The organism is Aliikangiella marina (genome assembly GCF_007004765.1).
In the GTDB taxonomy this organism is placed as follows: Bacteria; Pseudomonadota; Gammaproteobacteria; order Enterobacterales; family Kangiellaceae; genus Aliikangiella; species Aliikangiella marina.
On sequence record NZ_VIKR01000002.1, the window covers coordinates 411,437 to 428,288 of the forward strand.

17 protein-coding genes are annotated in these 16,852 nt (G+C 39.6%); all 17 read left to right on the plus strand.

Annotated features, from left to right (window positions below; genetic code table 11):
* Positions 1–487 precede the first annotated feature (487 nt).
* On the plus strand, positions 488–862 hold the full coding sequence (locus FLL45_RS08095) for a hypothetical protein (protein WP_142941530.1): 375 nt from the start codon (positions 488–490) through the stop codon (positions 860–862).
* A gap of 86 nt (positions 863–948) precedes the next feature.
* Positions 949–1,302, plus strand: a complete 354-nt coding sequence (locus tag FLL45_RS08100; RefSeq protein ID WP_142941531.1) for a hypothetical protein — start codon at positions 949–951, stop codon at positions 1,300–1,302.
* A 93-nt stretch (positions 1,303–1,395) separates the two neighbouring features.
* Positions 1,396–1,743, plus strand: coding sequence for a hypothetical protein (locus FLL45_RS08105; RefSeq protein ID WP_142941532.1), 348 nt, complete (start codon positions 1,396–1,398; stop codon positions 1,741–1,743).
* Between the two features lie 65 nt (positions 1,744–1,808).
* The gene (locus FLL45_RS08110) at positions 1,809–2,135 is read left to right on the plus strand and encodes a hypothetical protein (RefSeq protein ID WP_210247141.1); all 327 of its coding nucleotides are present in this window, start codon (positions 1,809–1,811) and stop codon (positions 2,133–2,135) included.
* Between the two features lie 82 nt (positions 2,136–2,217).
* Positions 2,218–2,547: a hypothetical protein gene (locus FLL45_RS08115; RefSeq protein WP_142941533.1), complete on the plus strand. Its 330-nt coding sequence runs from the start codon at positions 2,218–2,220 to the stop codon at positions 2,545–2,547.
* Between the two features lie 78 nt (positions 2,548–2,625).
* On the plus strand, positions 2,626–10,746 hold the full coding sequence (locus FLL45_RS08120) for an RHS repeat-associated core domain-containing protein (protein ID WP_142941534.1): 8,121 nt from the start codon (positions 2,626–2,628) through the stop codon (positions 10,744–10,746).
* A gap of 1 nt (position 10,747) precedes the next feature.
* Entirely contained in the window at positions 10,748–11,167 is a 420-nt protein-coding gene (locus FLL45_RS08125; protein WP_142941535.1) for a hypothetical protein, read from the plus strand.
* A gap of 132 nt (positions 11,168–11,299) precedes the next feature.
* Positions 11,300–11,569 (plus strand): hypothetical protein, encoded by a 270-nt coding sequence (locus FLL45_RS08130; protein WP_142941536.1) that lies wholly within the window; start codon positions 11,300–11,302, stop codon positions 11,567–11,569.
* A gap of 368 nt (positions 11,570–11,937) precedes the next feature.
* On the plus strand, positions 11,938–12,249 hold the full coding sequence (locus FLL45_RS08135) for a hypothetical protein (RefSeq protein WP_142941537.1): 312 nt from the start codon (positions 11,938–11,940) through the stop codon (positions 12,247–12,249).
* Between the two features lie 162 nt (positions 12,250–12,411).
* Positions 12,412–12,768 (plus strand): hypothetical protein, encoded by a 357-nt coding sequence (locus FLL45_RS08140; protein WP_210247142.1) that lies wholly within the window; start codon positions 12,412–12,414, stop codon positions 12,766–12,768.
* A 164-nt stretch (positions 12,769–12,932) separates the two neighbouring features.
* Positions 12,933–13,265, plus strand: coding sequence for a hypothetical protein (locus tag FLL45_RS08145; protein WP_142941538.1), 333 nt, complete (start codon positions 12,933–12,935; stop codon positions 13,263–13,265).
* 186 nt (positions 13,266–13,451) lie between these two features.
* Positions 13,452–13,982, plus strand: coding sequence for an REP-associated tyrosine transposase (locus FLL45_RS08150; protein WP_142941539.1), 531 nt, complete (start codon positions 13,452–13,454; stop codon positions 13,980–13,982).
* A 71-nt stretch (positions 13,983–14,053) separates the two neighbouring features.
* Complete coding sequence (locus FLL45_RS08155) at positions 14,054–14,383, plus strand: hypothetical protein (RefSeq protein ID WP_142941540.1); 330 nt, start codon at positions 14,054–14,056, stop codon at positions 14,381–14,383.
* 226 nt (positions 14,384–14,609) lie between these two features.
* Positions 14,610–14,798, plus strand: a complete 189-nt coding sequence (locus tag FLL45_RS08160) for a hypothetical protein (protein WP_142941541.1) — start codon at positions 14,610–14,612, stop codon at positions 14,796–14,798.
* Between the two features lie 271 nt (positions 14,799–15,069).
* Positions 15,070–15,384, plus strand: a complete 315-nt coding sequence (locus FLL45_RS08165; protein ID WP_142941542.1) for a hypothetical protein — start codon at positions 15,070–15,072, stop codon at positions 15,382–15,384.
* A 677-nt stretch (positions 15,385–16,061) separates the two neighbouring features.
* Positions 16,062–16,565, plus strand: a complete 504-nt coding sequence (locus FLL45_RS08170) for a Na+/H+ antiporter subunit E (RefSeq protein WP_142941543.1) — start codon at positions 16,062–16,064, stop codon at positions 16,563–16,565.
* Positions 16,562–16,852 carry an MrpF/PhaF family protein gene (locus FLL45_RS08175; protein WP_246075802.1) on the plus strand — a complete coding sequence of 97 codons (291 nt, stop codon included), beginning with the start codon at positions 16,562–16,564 and terminating at the stop codon, positions 16,850–16,852. Before FLL45_RS08170 ends, FLL45_RS08175 begins: the two co-directional genes overlap by 4 nt.

Sequence of the window (16,852 nt, forward strand, 5' to 3'; positions counted from 1 at the left end):
CCTCGCAATAACTCTGGTTGAGATTTGGGGTGTTGTAGCGATTTACTCGTTATTGATAGTGATGGAGTTTTCCGCAAAAAAGGATTTTATTACAGTGAAACATTAAACTTTTACTGTCTTCTTTTTCTTTTTTAGTTTCTCCGAAAAAATAATTCAAGCGGTTAAATGTTAATCAATTTGTTGGTTTTTTGAGTGAATATTGTTCAAAAAAACGCAAATTGTCCGATTTGTTATAGCTTTTGGCGGAATAGTGATAACGGTTCTGGTTAAAAAATTGCCAAAATCGCCTCGTTGAAATTGTTGGTTAATTGAACACAGCAATAATAAATCGAATAAATGTCAATGAATGACGTTTGTTGCTCAGGTTGAGATTGCAGATCCAGCGACAGTAAAAAATAAAACGAATTGCGTATGTAGGTTGGGGTGAAATACGAACTCTAACAAAATAGGAAGTATCAGCTAAGGAAGCTGTTTTAGGGGATAAAAGATGAAGAGGTTAATTTTTGCCTTATCGGTATTGTTGCTATCAACTGATGCCTTTGCGGGAAAGCCTACCTGTCATGGTTCGAGTGGCGGTTATTGTCGTTATACAGGGTATGTTGAGCGAATCTATATCAATTCTGGCAATTTGATTCTCTTTTACTTTGATGAAGCGATGGACGACGGTGAGTGGGACAAAGCTGGTTTGTCAGCTAATCAAAGGAGTGCAGCAACCGTCCTACTAAATGAAAATCCTGATTTCGCCAAGTTATTCTATTCAACAGCATTGTCAGCGCAGGCTTCTAATCGGCAAGTTACGGTTCAAATGAGCGGTGTGCATGCCGGTTATTTAAAAATAGACCGAATCTGGTTAGCGAGGTAATCACAGCCGTTTGTTGGTTGGGGTGAGCTAAGAGTCTTAACAAATTAGGAAGTATCAGCTAAGGAAGCTGATTTAGGGGATAAAAGATGAAGAGAATAATTCTAATTGTTTTTAGTATGTTATGGACAATGAACGCATCTGCTGGTGCTGTCGATGGCAAGATTATAAAAATCGATATTCATTCCGATAATTGGGAGACTTACAACGTTAATGATAAGGCCTATATGTCTCTATATGTAGATGGCCTTCCTAAATCTTGCAATCAGTCTAGTGGTGTGCGACGAGTAATCATTTCTCAAGATCATCCTTTATTTAACGCCGCGTTAAGTATAGCTATAGCCGCCAAGCAGGCAGACAAGAGAGTACATATAAATTTCTTAAATACGTGTGCTGTGCGAAGTAGCGCGTGGGACTTCGGTTATATATCAATGCGTGAATAAGTAGTAAGAACTAAAACTATCTGTAGGTTGAGGTGAGGTACGAACCCCAACAATTTTGAAAGTTTCAATTAGGAAAGCCGTGTTAGAGGATAAATGATGAAGAAGTTAGCAATAGCCATCTTTTTTATATTGACTGCGTTTACGTCGGGCAAAATTCACGCACAATCTACAGGTAATGTTGCTATTACCAACATTGGTTGCCACAACCATGATGATACTTGTTTTGTTGAAATAGTAGGCCCAGCAGTTGGCCCAGAAAGTTGTAAGTCGAATTCGATAAGGTGGCGCCGCACCGCTGACGCAAATGGGGAAGCGACTTTTGCGATGATTACTGCAGCTTACTTTGCTGGAAATAAAGTGAGAATTACAACCAGCGGTTCGTGCTTTTCCAGACAACCGAATTATCCGACTATTGCTTACATGTCAGTAGTTAAAAATTAAGAGTTAATTGTAGGTTGGGGTGAGATACGAACCCCAACAGTTTAAATTTAGAGAGACAATACGTTATGAAAAAAATTATTACCTTACTACTAATGATTATCTCAAGTTCGGTTTGTGCAAACACCTGGCACTCCGCTGAGATTCAAAGAATTTATCCTTTAGCGAATGGTGACTTTGTCATTTCGTTCAAATCCGACGCACCTGATTGCACTAATCCTAATACCCCGAAATATCATTATGTCAGTAGTGGGCAGGGTGGTCTTTCTCCTGAAGGTAGAGACAAGATTTATTCGCTAGTATTGACTGCGGCTACAAGTGGAAAGTCGGTTTCGATTAATTTTGATAAGAATGATAACAACTGTTATGTCAATAGAGCTCTAATCAATTTTTAGTGAAATTCCTAAAAGCACTCAGCTTTGGGGAGCTATGAGCTTCAAGAACAAATTATTGGATCATTAAAAGAAGTCTGAAGAAATGAATAAATTAAGAGCACTATCAATAGCAGCTATCGCGATATCAGTAATTAGCTTTTCGAACAGCACCATTGCTGCAGAAACCTATCAACGCGGCAAGATTATCAACATAACTTCTGGTAAAAGCGGTTTGTTAATAAAGCTTGACTCAGGTGTACCAAATAACTGTGCCGATTCGCCTTATGGCTGGATAAAAGTATTACAAGAGCATACAGCTATGACTTCGGTTGTTTTGATGATGTGGTCGACGGATAAAAAGGATGTCACAGTTTATACCGACCCTGCCGGTGATGGTGGTTATTGTGTCGCGAATCAAATTGATCCGATGTAATGAGTTTGGTTTTGACTAAAGAAAAAGTCTAAACAAGAAAAGAATTTAAATATTAAACAAAGAAACTGGAAGAAAATAATGAGAACTTTTAAGAGTTATTTATTAGGGATTTTAGGGAGTTTTGGCTTAGCGTTATCGAATAACGCTTTGGCTGCGTGGGAAGTTAATTTTACCCAGCCTGCAGCTTGTGCGATTCCACAAAGCACGAGTACCCACCAATGTTCGGTGACTTTCGCTTGGTCTCAAGAGTATGATCCTGAAACTGGCCCAGGGAGCCAGTCGAGTTACACCCTTCAAGTGAACTCACAGGTTGTCGGCTCTGGTACATCAGGTAACTTTACTGTCGCCTTAAATCCAGGTCAAAATACCTTTAACTTAGTCGGTCACCAGTCTGGCAGTTTGTATGTAAAATACGAGCAGTACAATGAGTATTCCAATTCTTCCAGTACTCATAATACAATCTACGGTGACTTCAACGGCGATGGTATAGCTGATCGTTTCTTACAGGCTAAAAGCGAAACTGGTAACAACAGTTTAATGCCAGTTGCTTTAGATGATTATTTAAATCCTTCTTATCATCGCGAATGGACAACCACTCACCCTAATGTCACTGCCATCCAAGATTGGAGTGAAGAAAGTTACGGCGTATTTGTTGGTAACTTTACTTCAAGTGCCGGTGACGAAATTATTCTACTCGGTAACAAAGACATTATTTTACTTCACGGTGATATTATTACGCCGATTTCAGTTTTTCCTGCAGTCAACAATGCCATCGTTTCTTGGAATGCAAGTGGCACTGCAAGCTACACAGAATTTTCATTTGATGCCAATCCTGCGGATTACATTGTTCATGTTGGTAATTTAGACTCTGACTCTTACGATGAAATTTTTCTTCAAGCTGCCAAGAAAGGCGGTACTTCTTATATCTTAGATAACAACGGTTCGGTTATTCAAACCATTTCAAATGGTTATTTAAATGCGGAATGGTCAGCGCAGTCTTATGCGGTTGCTATTTCAAACAAGACTTTAGTGATGACTGGATTGAGCGCGGGTAATGACAATAATGTTGCTTATGTTAACTCCAGCGGAGCTATAAACGTATTACAAACACCAATTACTCAAGTAAATCTTCAGAATTCTACTTATAGAAAATATGCATTCGAAGGCGTTGAATATCGTTTTGAGCCAAGTGTCTCTTCTAGCTCGACCTCGGTTTTATTTTCTGCATCAGGATTACCAAGTTGGTTGAAGTTAAATAGCAGCAATGGTTTGTTGTATGGCACGCCGACAAGTGCCGATGTTAATAAGTCACATACAGTTACTGTGACGGCAAAAGAAAACAAAACACACTCTATTTCTGATTCGATTTCAATTCACTTTAGTGTTGAAGAAGCATTTTCAATTGCAAATAAAAATTACAATGTTTATCAAGCATCTGATGGAGCTTTATTCCTCGTGGCTACATCAGGTTCAGAAGTCTATAAAGTGATTGATGATGGTGGAGTCCGACAAGTCATTATGAGTTCAACCGCAGAGCTAAATGGTTCGGGAGCCACACTACAAACTAATTACTCTGTTTCGTTTGAAGACAAAAATCTTGATGGTTTAACCGACCTTGTGATTTCAGGAGCACCGGGTGCAGGACTAGATTCTTGGATGATCAATAACGTCAACGGTAATTACCACGATGTAGTAATTATTAATCAACCAATACGGCATGATCTAGACCATGGTCCAGACACTTTGCCGAGTGCGGCAGACAACCCTTTAGCGGGAGCTAACGATTCTTTAGTCGTAGGTAGTATTCCAGCAGAGTTTGGTGTTAAACCATCCGGTAGCGCGACTTATAATATACCAATTATGGTAGCGCCGGGTTCGGGAGGGTTAGTTCCGCAACTATCGTTAGCTTACGACAGCCATGGCGGGAATGGCTATGTTGGCGTCGGCTGGAATATCCAAGGGCTATCCTTAATACATCACTGTCAGGAGAATAGAGAGCAAGAAGGGGTTGTTGTTCCAGGTAAGTTCTGGGAGTTTAAGTACTGTTTAAATGGCAAGAAATTATTCTGGGATGAGGCAAGTCAACGGTATTCTACTGAAGATAAAACTTCATTAAACATACAGCGAAATGGCGATGAGTTTACTGAGTACCACACTAATGGTTCAAGAACGGTTTACTCAAAAATAAGAAATAGTAAATTCTTAGTTCAAAAACAAGTAGATGCTGCCGGTAACTACATTGAGTTTGTATATGATAATTTGCCCGATGAAGATCCACGATTAAGTCGAGTGCTCTATACCGGTAATGAAAACAATAACTCACAGCCATTGAACGCTATTTTCTTCGAGTATGAAAATAGAGACGATCCCATTTTCAAGCGCGGTAGCTTTGAAGTTTTAAATAAAACAACACGATTAAAACGCGTGACGTCTAGAGTTAATACCACGACCTCAGCAACAGGCGGAGATGAACTTCGGACTTATGAATTACTGTATAAGTATGCAAATGCTACAGGTAGAAGTTTAGTAGAGAGCATCGAAGTATGTAGGGACGGTTCTTGTTTGCCAAAAACAACCTTTAACTGGCAGGAAGGTGATATCTTATTTAGTTCTGTCAACCAGTTTGGCAGCGGTAGCGCCTTTGGCAATGATAAATATGGTAATACCTGGGGTTATCAGTACTTAGATTTTGACGGCGATGGTATTACGGACTATTGGAAAAATAAAAATGATACAGGTAGTTCAAGTGACGACCTAATCATAATAAAAGGTGGACATCCACTTACTCAACTTGAAGTAAAAAGTAACTACTTAAATAGTAATTTCAGGCTGTCTACAAGCATCATCGATTATAACAATGATGGTAAAGATGAAGTGATGTACAAAGACGCCTTGAACTGGTATATCATTCCTGCAAAACAAGTTAGTCCAACTAGATTTCATGATTTTGATAATCCAATTAACACGCAAATGCCAGCCTTTAGTAACCAGGTTGGCAGTGTCACCAATCATAAAGTATACCCAGCAGATCATAATGGCGATGGATACCCTGATATTGTCTATATCAAAGACGATAAAATATGGATTCGATATAATTTAAAAATCGATCTTGATAATGCTAATGGTCAAGCACTGTTTAGCGATCCAGTTGAATTGCCCCTGCTAGGGTTAACCGATCCAAGTGGATTGCCAGGGTACGGTCTACCAATACCGACGGAAGAAGATCAAGACCAAAGAAACGCGCGTGAGGAAAAACTTGCATATTTCTTGTTAAAGTTTGAAAAGTTCTTTAGGCCGATCGACTTTGATGGTGATGGTATTTCTGAGTATGTGATATATATGCCATCCTCCGTAGCGAATACTCAAGATGGTTATGTTTCCAGCGGAGCTTGGTTGCTTTATAAAAAACGAACGAACGCAAACTCTGATACGATCAATTCATATAATGACTTCGTTTATGTAGGCCATTTAGCTGGATTAAACGCCTTAGATAACGATGATATCGAGTTTGTGGACCTAAACCAAGATGGAAGGCTTGATGCTGTTAGTATCGGGAGAGAGCCGACATCTGTAACACTTAGCCATGCTTATCGAAATGGGTATTTACACTCTGCAGTAAATTTTGGTTCGGAGAGCCCCTGGATTTTCCAAATTAGAAATCTTAGCTTTTTCTCTGGTTTAACCCAGTCAACCTATGATTTAAGCGATTACTTTAAAGAAATTCGCGAGAAAGCTAATTATAGATTTGTCGATTACAACTCTGACGGATACTTAGATTTCATTCATGAGAGTGAATATAACAGTAACTCTTACATTCGTTATTTTGACGGTACAAATTTCAGTGATTCTATCCAGTTACCGATAAATGCTAATAACCTGAAAGATAGAAATTGGGTCGATGTGAATGGAGATGGACTAGTCGATTATACTTACTTCGAAGGAAGGATGTATTATCAGTTAAGTTTAGGCGGTAAACGTGACCTGATTAACACAATTACTGATGGTTCAAATACGAAACGAATTATTGAATATTCGACCGATGTCCATACCGCAGATGACGATGCAAAAAGCAAAGTCTGGGGTAATGGCAGCCAGGTTAAGGATGTTCGAGGATCAATCTACCTAGTAGAATCTACTCGTAAAATGAGTGGCGACTTAACTACTTGTGGTGTAACCGATTGTTATGAGTTTATGGATTTTGAGTACACTGGACTCAAAGCACAAGTCGATCGTGGAATTTTAGGCTATCGTAAATTTAAAGTTACAGACCACATCCAGAATCGTACTATTGATAATGAATATCGACTTGATTTCCCGCACACAGGAAAGTTAATAAGTCGAACAACAACTCATGGCTACAACAGCGATCAGTTTAAAGAAACGACTAACGTCACCTATGCTACCAATAGTATTGGTCGTTCATATGCTTCACAGACAACAACTCAAACGTGGGACAAAAACTTCCCTATTAGCTCTACTCTTGTTGTTAATTCGAATGTAGATGAGTTTGCAAGGCCCGGAAAAGTTGTTTCTACAATTACTGATTCAGTCAGTAACGACGTGTTTACGACAACTGAAGAAGTCACCTATGGATTCTTACAATTCTATGGTGGTCGCCCTTCTAAGAGGGTCACCAAATACGATAGGACTGGTGAGACGCAAATTAAGCAAGTAGCAGAATTTGATTATTTTGCAGCGACTGGCTTGTTAAAATCCAAAACGATTGATCCGACTAGTGACCAAGGGACTTCTGGTGCAAACGAGCTAAACCAGAACTATGGTCTGACAGAAACATACTCTCGTGACGATTTTGGTAATGTTACTTCAACGACTATTTCGGGCGATGATGGTATTCAACGTTATGCAGAAGTTGAATATGATCTATCGGGACGTTTTGCGGAAAAGCAAAGAGCTTATCCAAACTATCCCGATATTACGGATGTGATAGAGACTAGCACGGCTTATCATCCGATTTTTGGAACCAAAACTTCACAAACTTCGGCTAATGGTCAAACAACTCATTTTGGTTATTCACGGCTTGGTCGACTTAACTTTGAATATGCGCCAAATGGCACTACCACAACGACTAAGCAGACATTCTGTAGCGTTGCAGGGGATTGTCCTACAAGAGCTTTCTTCAAAGAAGAAATTACCAATTCCCATGGACCAGACTCCGTTATTTATTTTGATGACATGGGACGTAAAGTATTAGAGAAAACCGAAATGCTCGCTTGTCACAACATGGCGTCGCTAGCCAATGTTTGTAGCGATGGTGCTGATGTGAAGTGGGTATATAAGCTTTATGCCTACAATAACAAAGGTTTTAAAACGGTTGAGTCTCGCCCTTATTTTGAGGGTGAATTACCGGCTGTGACTAACTTTAATACACTATTTTTGGCAGAGGGTTATGCAACGTTTGAGTCTGACTCGCGAGGTAGAGCTATTACCGAGTATCGCGCAGACCGTTCTAAGTGGACAACAAGCTATAACGGATTAACGTCTACCATTACCAACCCAGCAAATAACACCACAACCAAAAAAGTAAACGTTGTCGGCGAGCTGGTTGAAATGATCGATGCCGATGGTCAAAAAGTTGAGTACGCTTATGACGCCTTGGGCTCACTGCGATTAGTTAGACGCTCTCATAGCACTATTTCTGGCAGTAGCGGTTTCATTGATACTGTAATTGAAAGTGACCACTTAGGTCGTAAAGTATCGATGAATGATCCCGACAAAGGGCTCGTTGAATATCGCTACAATAGTGTTGGAGAAATGATTTGGCAAAAAGATAACAAAGGCCAAGTTTCAGAATTCGATTTTGATAGCATGGGACGTCAAATTGAATCAAGAGCCTATACCGATTATGACAATCTAGTTCTTGATCATCATACGCGAACTTTCTATGACACGGCAGTGAACGGATTGGGGTTAGTCAGTGAGGAAGAAGATTTATTAAATGGAATTATTCAGACTTACTCTTATAACGTAATGTCGCAAGTTACGCGCACCAAGACTACCTACAGTAATGGTCGTGAATTCTATAGCGATGTTGTCTATGATGATTTGTTCCGAGTTAAAGAGACTTATGATGCCAGTCACGAACGTGCGGGTATCGCATATGAGTACTATGACAACTATTTAGTCAAGAAAACTGATCTTCAATCAGGGCTAGGATTATGGAAATTCTTAGAAGCCGATGCGTTGGGTAACATTCGCATTTTTGAGAATGGTAATGGCGTAGTTAACTACCAGCAACATAATCAAAATGATGGCTCATTAGAATACATCATGGCGCTTAGAAATAATTATACCGATATTCAGCATAATCTATACAACTTCGATAACTTAGGAAACTTAGAGTATCGTGATGATATCGTTGTTGGAATGAAAGAGTTCTTCAACTATGACACCCTGAATCGTGTTGATGATTGGCGAGTTGAATATACTCAGGGCATGCTTAACCAGGTGCAAACTTTTGATGTCAATTACGATCATTTAGGCAACATTAGTGATAAAACTGGTATGGGTAATTACACCTATGGTGAGACCATTTGTGGTGTCAAAGCCGGTCCTCACGCTGTAACTACCGCTGGAAGTAATACCTATTGTTACGATGACAACGGTAATATGGTGTCGGGTGGCGGTCGTAATGCCATTGTCTACAACACCAATGACAAACCAACATTAATTCAAACATCCAAGAATCACCAGATTGAATATCAATATGGTCTTGGTGGCTCTCGATTTAAGCGTGTTGATACAGCTGCCGATGGTACGGTTAAGGAAACTCTGTATGTTGGAAACGTTGAATACATTAGTGAGAATGGGGCATTAACGAAAGTATTGCGTCATCTGGAAGGGGTCGCTTTAGAAACCTTCATTCCTCAATCGGGTGCACGAAAGTTAGAGTTCTTACATCGTGATCACTTGGGATCGGTAGAGTTAATCACCGATATAACCGGAACCACGGTAAGTAAGTTTAGTTATGACCCATGGGGGAATCGACGCGATGATACTACCTATGTAACAACTTCTTTTGGTGCGATTGATTCATCATTATCAATGGCTGTTGAAGACTTTAGACGTGGGTACACAGGTCACGAGCATATTGATGAAGCTGGTTTGATTCATATGGGCGGTCGAGTGTTTGACCCGCGTTTAGCGAGATTTTTATCCGCGGATCCGTTTGTTAAAACGACTGAGAATCTACAGAGTTTTAACCGATATACCTATGTTTCTAATAATCCGTTGAATAGGACTGATCCTAGTGGGTATTTTGAGGCAGAGTTGTCCTTTGGATACTCTTCGAGTGGAAACTATTATGCTGGGTATCAAAGTAGTACTGGATTCGATAACTTTAACACAGCCGAGTCGCTTCTGAGAGATCAGGAAATACTTACTTCTTATTACAGCACTGAGCAGGGATTGAACTGGGTTGCTTGGGATGCTCATGGCAATCCTAGTGGACAATATTTGTATCAAGAAAAATATAGGGGACAAGATGTCTTCCTTCTTGATGGCACGATAACTTTATTAGGTAATGTGGTAGGGGTGGTGAAAGCTAAAGTAGCTGGAGGTCATCCTATGAATCCGTTTACGGAAAGAGAAGTTACAATAAAGCAACAAAATGAAGCATGGGACGAAGTAGTAATCAATACTGCCTCGTTGGGACAAGCTTTTTGGACAAGAAGGCTTGGCTCAGCTATTGTACAAGCGACAAAGTATCTAGATTCGATGACGCCCAGTGGTGCAAAAGTTCATCACGGTAAACATAGCACTGCTATTGGTAGTGACGAAGCGACAATGGGTAATTTCGAACAAGCAATAGATACTGGCCTTGGACATAATGTTATAGTTCACGGGTCCAGACCGGACTATGATGAAATCGGTGGAACTTTTGTCGTTGATGGATTACACACCAACAGCCAACAAATTGCTGACGCAGTTTCGAGTAATCCCAATTACATTGCAGGAACTCCTGTTTGCTTGTCATCATGCTGGAGTGGTTCTAATGGGACTGCACAGGAAGTTGCTAGCTTATTGCAAACAACAGTAAATGCTCCAACTAGACCCACAAGGTTCAATCAAGCTACATCGCAATGGGAACAAATGACTGACCAGCAAATGATATATTTTGGTCATTCAGACTTGTTGCACATAAAGCCGGAAATGAAACAGTTTAAGCCTTTGAGTGAATAATATGAAAATGCTACCACCATATTTAGAGGAAAATAATCCGATATTCGAAAACTCGATTTCGTTATCAGAGAACATAAACGTTCTTGCTGAAAATGAAGCTATTGAAATAGCAAATTATATGGAGTCTTGTTTAGTTATAGATAGTTGGTTGAGTAATATTGCTGATGTTTTAACTAAAGAGCATTCGATACAGTCTAAAGTTTGGAGTGACGGAGAGTATTTTTGGAATTCGTCACATATACACTATATAAAAATGTATAGGGCGAGAATTCCCGAGGATTTTAGAGTGCATGTTAAGAAACGAATTGAAGATAGATTTGATTTTGAGTCGCTTGATAAAGAAAATTTAATAACTAGTTTTCACCATTTACTAAGTAAGGTTGCCGAAGGACAACAATCAGTTTTTGATGATTCTTATTGAGTCTTGTAGATATGGTTGATAACCCCAACGACATTGGTTGAATTAAACGATAGACAGTCGGGCATAAACAAAATATTTTGAATAAAACATGTTGGGGTTTATACCTCACCCCAACCTACGAGATCTTACGATATGAAAAAATTAATGCTGATTATTCTATTAATCGCACCACAATTCGCGATTGCGGCTAATCCAGGATGGCAGGGTTATATGAAACCTGTTGAATTATTGTTTGAAGGTAATGACGATGGTTCAAGAGCCTATGTGACTTTTTCTGAATCGCTGGTATTGGTTGAATGTACTGGTGGTGGAGCTTATATCAGAGTGCATGGGAACACAAAGCGGGGCGAATACTTGATAAGCCCGGTAGGTTGGGGTGAAAACCCCAACGACATTGGTTGAACTAAAAGGATAATTAATGTTTGTTTATCGAGAAATTAGATGAGAATCTTTTGGATTCAGATTTTAAAGGAATAGCCCGGTAGGTTGGGGTGAAAACCCCAACGATATTGGTTGAAACAAATAATTAATTATCGGGCGTAAATAAAAGCTTTAAATACAACACGTTGGGGTTCGTACCTCACCCCAACCTACGAGATTTATTGAAATAAGGGGTCAAGTCGCTCTTTTAACATTTGAGAACCAGTGGGGTCAGAACACTAGATCCTACAAAAATTCAAAAATTAAGGGGTCAAGTCGCTCTTTTAACATTTGAAAACCAAAGGGGTCAGATAACTTGACCTCTATAAGTTATTTTTGAAGTAAACGATATGAAAAAATTAATAACAACCTTTTTAATCTGTTTTAGTTTTTCTGCTTATGCAGGTAAAGATTGCCATTACGATAAGGTTGTCGCTATACAAGCACAAAAAGGAAGCGTGCTATTTCAACTTGTGAAGGACAACCAATCGATATGGAAAGTTATGGGTGAGTACAATGCGCCTTACTTACAAAGCTATCAATCGGTTACTCAACAAGCAATGGCCTCTGGTGAAAAAATAGTTGTCAGATATCCAGAAGGGCATGATTGTTTAGCCAATAATTTTTCAACGGTTCCTGACATGATAAGGATTTATAAATAGCCCGGTAGGTTGGGGTGAAATACCCAAAACGTTTCACGGGGCACGCTGACCCCAACGACATCGGTTGAATAAAACGACTAATTATCTGGTGGAATCAAAACTTTAAATGCAACATGTTGGGGTTCGTACCTCACCCCAACCTACGAGATCTTGGAAAATAAAATGAAAAAAATAATTGTTATGCTGGTTTTAATGTCAATGACTGGTGCTTCTTTTGCACACGCCGCGGGTCGCAGTTCTTGGGCAGTACCTACTCAAGTAGATATTGAAAGGGGCAATGGTTTTATGGTTTATGGTATGTTTGGCAATCCTGGAGAATGCACATCTTCAAATAAGTTTTATGTCAAAAAAGAACATCCTCAATACGACAAAATTTACTCAGCTATTTTAGCTGCTTTTACATCAGGTAAAAAAATAAGAACGTATATTCATGATTGTGAGACAGTCCTTTGGTATTCAAATGCTTCTGTTACATATAACATATTAATGCCAAATGGCGATGTTCAAATAAAGAATTAACCAATTGTTGACATTAACTCTCAGCCCGGTAGGTTGGAGTGAAAACCCCAACAACATTGTGTGAATAAAACTACTAATTATCGGGCGCGAACGAAGATTTTAAATACAACACGTTGGGGTTCGTACCTCACCCCAACCTACGAGATAATATTTTGGGAACTAATATGAAAAAATATTTTATTCTAATTACCATGCTTCTCATAAGCCAAAACATATGTGCCTCAGAATTTTCACAAGATACAGGAAAAGTAGCTAATTTATATGTTACCCCGGGCGGCACTATAGCCTTCAAACTAAGTGGTGGTAGAGCAGGTATTCCTAATGCCGTTGCAAAATTTTCATGTACAACCAATGGTGGGTGGATTGGTCACGAAACAATGAAGCCAATATTTGAGTCTGCTATCTTGGCTGCGAAAACGGCTGGTAACGAAATTACAGTGACAATTGATGGATGCGAAGGTGGATGGTTTAAAGTAAAAGACATTTATTTTAATTAATCATTTTTGTACTCGGTAGGTTGGGGTGATATACCCACAGCGTTTCACGGGGCACACTGACCCCAACAACATCGGTTGAATCAAACGACAAATCATCGGGCGTAACAGAAGACTTTAAATGCTTCATGTTGGGGCTCGTGCCTCACCCCAACCTACAGGGAAGGAAATAAACAAACGGAATTACACATGCAATACCGGCGAGCGGATGTAAAAGGTGGAACCTATTTCTTTACGGTTAATTTGGCTGAGAGAAATAAAACCTTGCTGGTGGATCGTGTTAATGAATTACGCGATGCGTTTAAAAGGGTAAAAACAAATCATCCATTTAAAATGGATGCCATTGTAATACTACCGGATCATTTACATGCGATATGGACATTACCCAAAAATGATTCGGATTTTGCGACTCGCTGGGGATTGATAAAAGCCAATTTCTCTCGAAGTATAGCGAAGAATGAACGCATTAACCCAAGCCGAACACACAAAGGCGAACGCGGAATTTGGCAAAGACGATATTGGGAGCATTTAATCCGCGATGAATTGGATTACCAAAGTCACATGGATTATGTATATTACAACCCGGTTAAACATGGTTATGTTAAGAATGTAATTGATTGGCCGTATTCATCATTTCACCGTGATGTGGAAGTAGGAATTTATTCCGCTGATTGGGGTGAGAGTGATGATAGTGACGGTTTGTTTGGTGAACGTAGATAGATACGTGAATTTTGAAATTGAGTGTTGGGGTTATCACCACCAACCTACGAAAAACTGTTTTGGAAACCAAAATGAAAAAACTTATATATATTGTTCTAATATTAACTTCTTCGAAATTAATCGCTAGCGAACAAATTCCAAGCACAAAAATTCTCAGCCTCGCAGTATATGATTCCTATGCTGTTGTGCGATTAGCGACGCCAGGTCAAAATGCCGAAAATTGTAGTCATAGTGCGGCGGGGAATTGGGCTGCAATATCATTTGACTCTAATAAAAATAAAGAAATGTACTCTGCCATACTCAGTGCTCGCATTGCAGATAAAAGTATTGGTTTTGGTTTGAATGGTTGTAGAAACTGGGGCACGGCAACGGTACCTTCAATTTATCGAGTTGACCTGTAACAGCGGTAGGTTGCAGGAACCAATGCAGCTTGGTCACTATATCATTAAATTGATTACCTTATTAATCATTTCACCGTGACGTGGAAAGAGGAATTTATTCCGCTGATTGGGGGGAGAGTGATGAAAATGACGGTTTGTTTGGTGAACGTAGATAGATACGTGAATTTTGAAATTGAGTGTTGGGGTTATCACCACCAACCTACGAAAAACTGTTTTGGAAATTAAAATGAGAAAGATACTATTTATTGCGGTAATAAGTTTAAGCTTCTTATCAAACTCAGCATTGGCTGAAGGGTGGTGCTATTACAATCCAGGGGATTATGAGCTTGTGACCAGTGGAAACAAGACCAATAAGGTTTATGTACTCGGTAAATTTAATGGAAGCTCCGTTAACAAACGCGGTAGGTTGGGGTAGTAACCCCAACATCGGTGGTTGAATTAACCGATTCACATTCAGGCGTGCTCGAGAATCTTTAAATGCTTCTCGTTGGGGTTCGTGCCTCACCCCAACCTACAGGGACTAATCTGAACTCAAATTGCATCAAAGAAGGTATGAACCTCAATGGCGCAGTTGATAGTTATGGAAAACATGCTTTGGATTTAAAGCGAATAAAATATTTCGAACCGTAACACTACTCTTTATCCCTTTTTAGATTAATGTTTATAAATATTAGGAAAATAAATTAATGAAAATTAAGTTATCTGTTTTTATAGTTATTATATTGATTTCCGTTGCTGTTTCAGCAGCAAGTACACCTTATAAAGAGATTGAAAGAATTCAATTTAAAGCGGATTCAGGAACTCTCTATATTTTTAATTCGTCAGGGTGGGGAGTATGTGATAACTCTCAATATGTTCAATATACGGGGTCTCAAGCGAACAAAGATACATTCTTATCTATGGTATTAGCTGCTCACATGGCAAAACGAAAGGTTAGATTCAGCGGAACATGTACGGAAGCAAATAATTATCTTGGCACGAATTATGTTTATGTAAATTAACTTATATCAATTAAACTCGGTAGGTTGGAATCTTACACCCACAGCATTTCACGGGGCACACTGACCCCAACAACATTGGTCGAATTATACGAGTAACATTCAGGCGTGCTCGATATTCTTTAAATGCATCACGTTGGGGTGATAACCCCTACATCGATGGTTGGATTAACCGATTAACATTCAGGCGTGCTCGATAACCTTAAAATGCATCATGTTGGGGTTCGTGCACCAACCCAACCTACCAACTCCAATAGCCGCTATTCCTTTAAATTCCAATATCACAAAACGAGATTTTTATCGCGTTCATGTACTGTTCAAACTTCGAAAAACTGACAAAATCAAGCCCATTTTGACCGAAAAAATATTGAATTAATCTTCGCTAAGTCATTAATTTGCATCTATTCTTGTCTAGATATCGTATATAAACTGCAAACGCGGGAAATCCTTGCTAAATTTAAAGTGAAAGCGGTATTATTCACAATTCAAATGACGCAAGAATCGATCACTCACATTGGAAGTGGTCTCGGTGTGCGAGAAACGACTTAGAAGAACTTTAAGTAACATAATTAAGTCACATTGCCTTGCACTGCCTAGAGCGAACAGCAAAAGCAACAAACAATCGCTCAAGAAATAAAAAATAAGCATTAAGAACTAACAATAAAGTAGGCGCTCATTACATGCGAGAAGAACAAAGCGCATCACAATCTAAAACACCCATTATATTATCCTGGCTTGTTATTCTTGCCGTGGTTTGGTTGTTATGGTCGGGTATCTATAAACCGCTAGTGATCGGACTAGGGGCGCTGTCATGCTTGTTGACTTTATACTTGTCGCATCGAATCGGATTTTTTAACGAGTCTACCTCAATTCATGTAATCCCTCGAATTATGGGGTACTGGTGGCTCTTATTTGTCGATATTATTAAATCGAGTATTGACGTTACTCGAATCATTCTTGACCCCAAATTACCCATTAGTCCAGTCGAAGTTGAACTAGAATCGGCCCCCAAAGGCCCGATTGGTCAAGCGATCCTTGGCAACTCGATCACCTTATCTCCTGGCACTGTGACTATTGATGTTTACAAAGGCCGTATGCGCATTCATTGCCTCACTGAGGAAAGCGCGAATGACATGATTGCCGGAAAAGTTAACGAACGGACTGCAGAGCTGACTGAAAAATGAGTATGTATGTCATTGTATCAATCGCGATCCTTGTGACCATGACCTTGGCACTTGCGCGTGCATTGAAAGGCCCAAGTGTCTATGACCGAGTATTAGCGGTTAACATGTTTGGCACCAAGACCGTGTTATTGCTTGCTGTGGTTGCCTTCTTTTATGGTCGTCCCGATTTCTTAGATTTAGCCCTGGCTTACGCGCTCATCAATTTCGTCGGAATTCTGGCGGTGCTGGAGTTTTTCCAAAGCCAGCGCAACGATGATGAAGAGCAGGCTAAGGAGCAGGAAGAATAA

Bases quoted from the DNA above. Each gene is read 5' to 3' on its own strand.
- FLL45_RS08115 (WP_142941533.1), top strand. From the start codon at position 2,218: ATGAATAAATTAAGAGCACTATCAATAGCAGCTATCGCGATATCAGTA.
- FLL45_RS08100 (WP_142941531.1), top strand. From the start codon at position 949: ATGAAGAGAATAATTCTAATTGTTTTTAGTATGTTATGGACAATGAAC.
- FLL45_RS08165 (WP_142941542.1), top strand. From the start codon at position 15,070: ATGAAAATTAAGTTATCTGTTTTTATAGTTATTATATTGATTTCCGTT.
- FLL45_RS08175 (WP_246075802.1), top strand. From the start codon at position 16,562: ATGAGTATGTATGTCATTGTATCAATCGCGATCCTTGTGACCATGACC.
- FLL45_RS08160 (WP_142941541.1), top strand. From the start codon at position 14,610: ATGAGAAAGATACTATTTATTGCGGTAATAAGTTTAAGCTTCTTATCA.
- FLL45_RS08125 (WP_142941535.1), top strand. From the start codon at position 10,748: ATGAAAATGCTACCACCATATTTAGAGGAAAATAATCCGATATTCGAA.
- FLL45_RS08110 (WP_210247141.1), top strand. From the start codon at position 1,809: ATGAAAAAAATTATTACCTTACTACTAATGATTATCTCAAGTTCGGTT.
- FLL45_RS08120 (WP_142941534.1), top strand. From the start codon at position 2,626: ATGAGAACTTTTAAGAGTTATTTATTAGGGATTTTAGGGAGTTTTGGC.
- FLL45_RS08105 (WP_142941532.1), top strand. From the start codon at position 1,396: ATGATGAAGAAGTTAGCAATAGCCATCTTTTTTATATTGACTGCGTTT.
- FLL45_RS08135 (WP_142941537.1), top strand. From the start codon at position 11,938: ATGAAAAAATTAATAACAACCTTTTTAATCTGTTTTAGTTTTTCTGCT.
- FLL45_RS08095 (WP_142941530.1), top strand. From the start codon at position 488: ATGAAGAGGTTAATTTTTGCCTTATCGGTATTGTTGCTATCAACTGAT.
- FLL45_RS08150 (WP_142941539.1), top strand. From the start codon at position 13,452: ATGCAATACCGGCGAGCGGATGTAAAAGGTGGAACCTATTTCTTTACG.
- FLL45_RS08140 (WP_210247142.1), top strand. From the start codon at position 12,412: ATGAAAAAAATAATTGTTATGCTGGTTTTAATGTCAATGACTGGTGCT.
- FLL45_RS08170 (WP_142941543.1), top strand. From the start codon at position 16,062: ATGCGAGAAGAACAAAGCGCATCACAATCTAAAACACCCATTATATTA.
- FLL45_RS08130 (WP_142941536.1), top strand. From the start codon at position 11,300: ATGAAAAAATTAATGCTGATTATTCTATTAATCGCACCACAATTCGCG.
- FLL45_RS08155 (WP_142941540.1), top strand. From the start codon at position 14,054: ATGAAAAAACTTATATATATTGTTCTAATATTAACTTCTTCGAAATTA.
- FLL45_RS08145 (WP_142941538.1), top strand. From the start codon at position 12,933: ATGAAAAAATATTTTATTCTAATTACCATGCTTCTCATAAGCCAAAAC.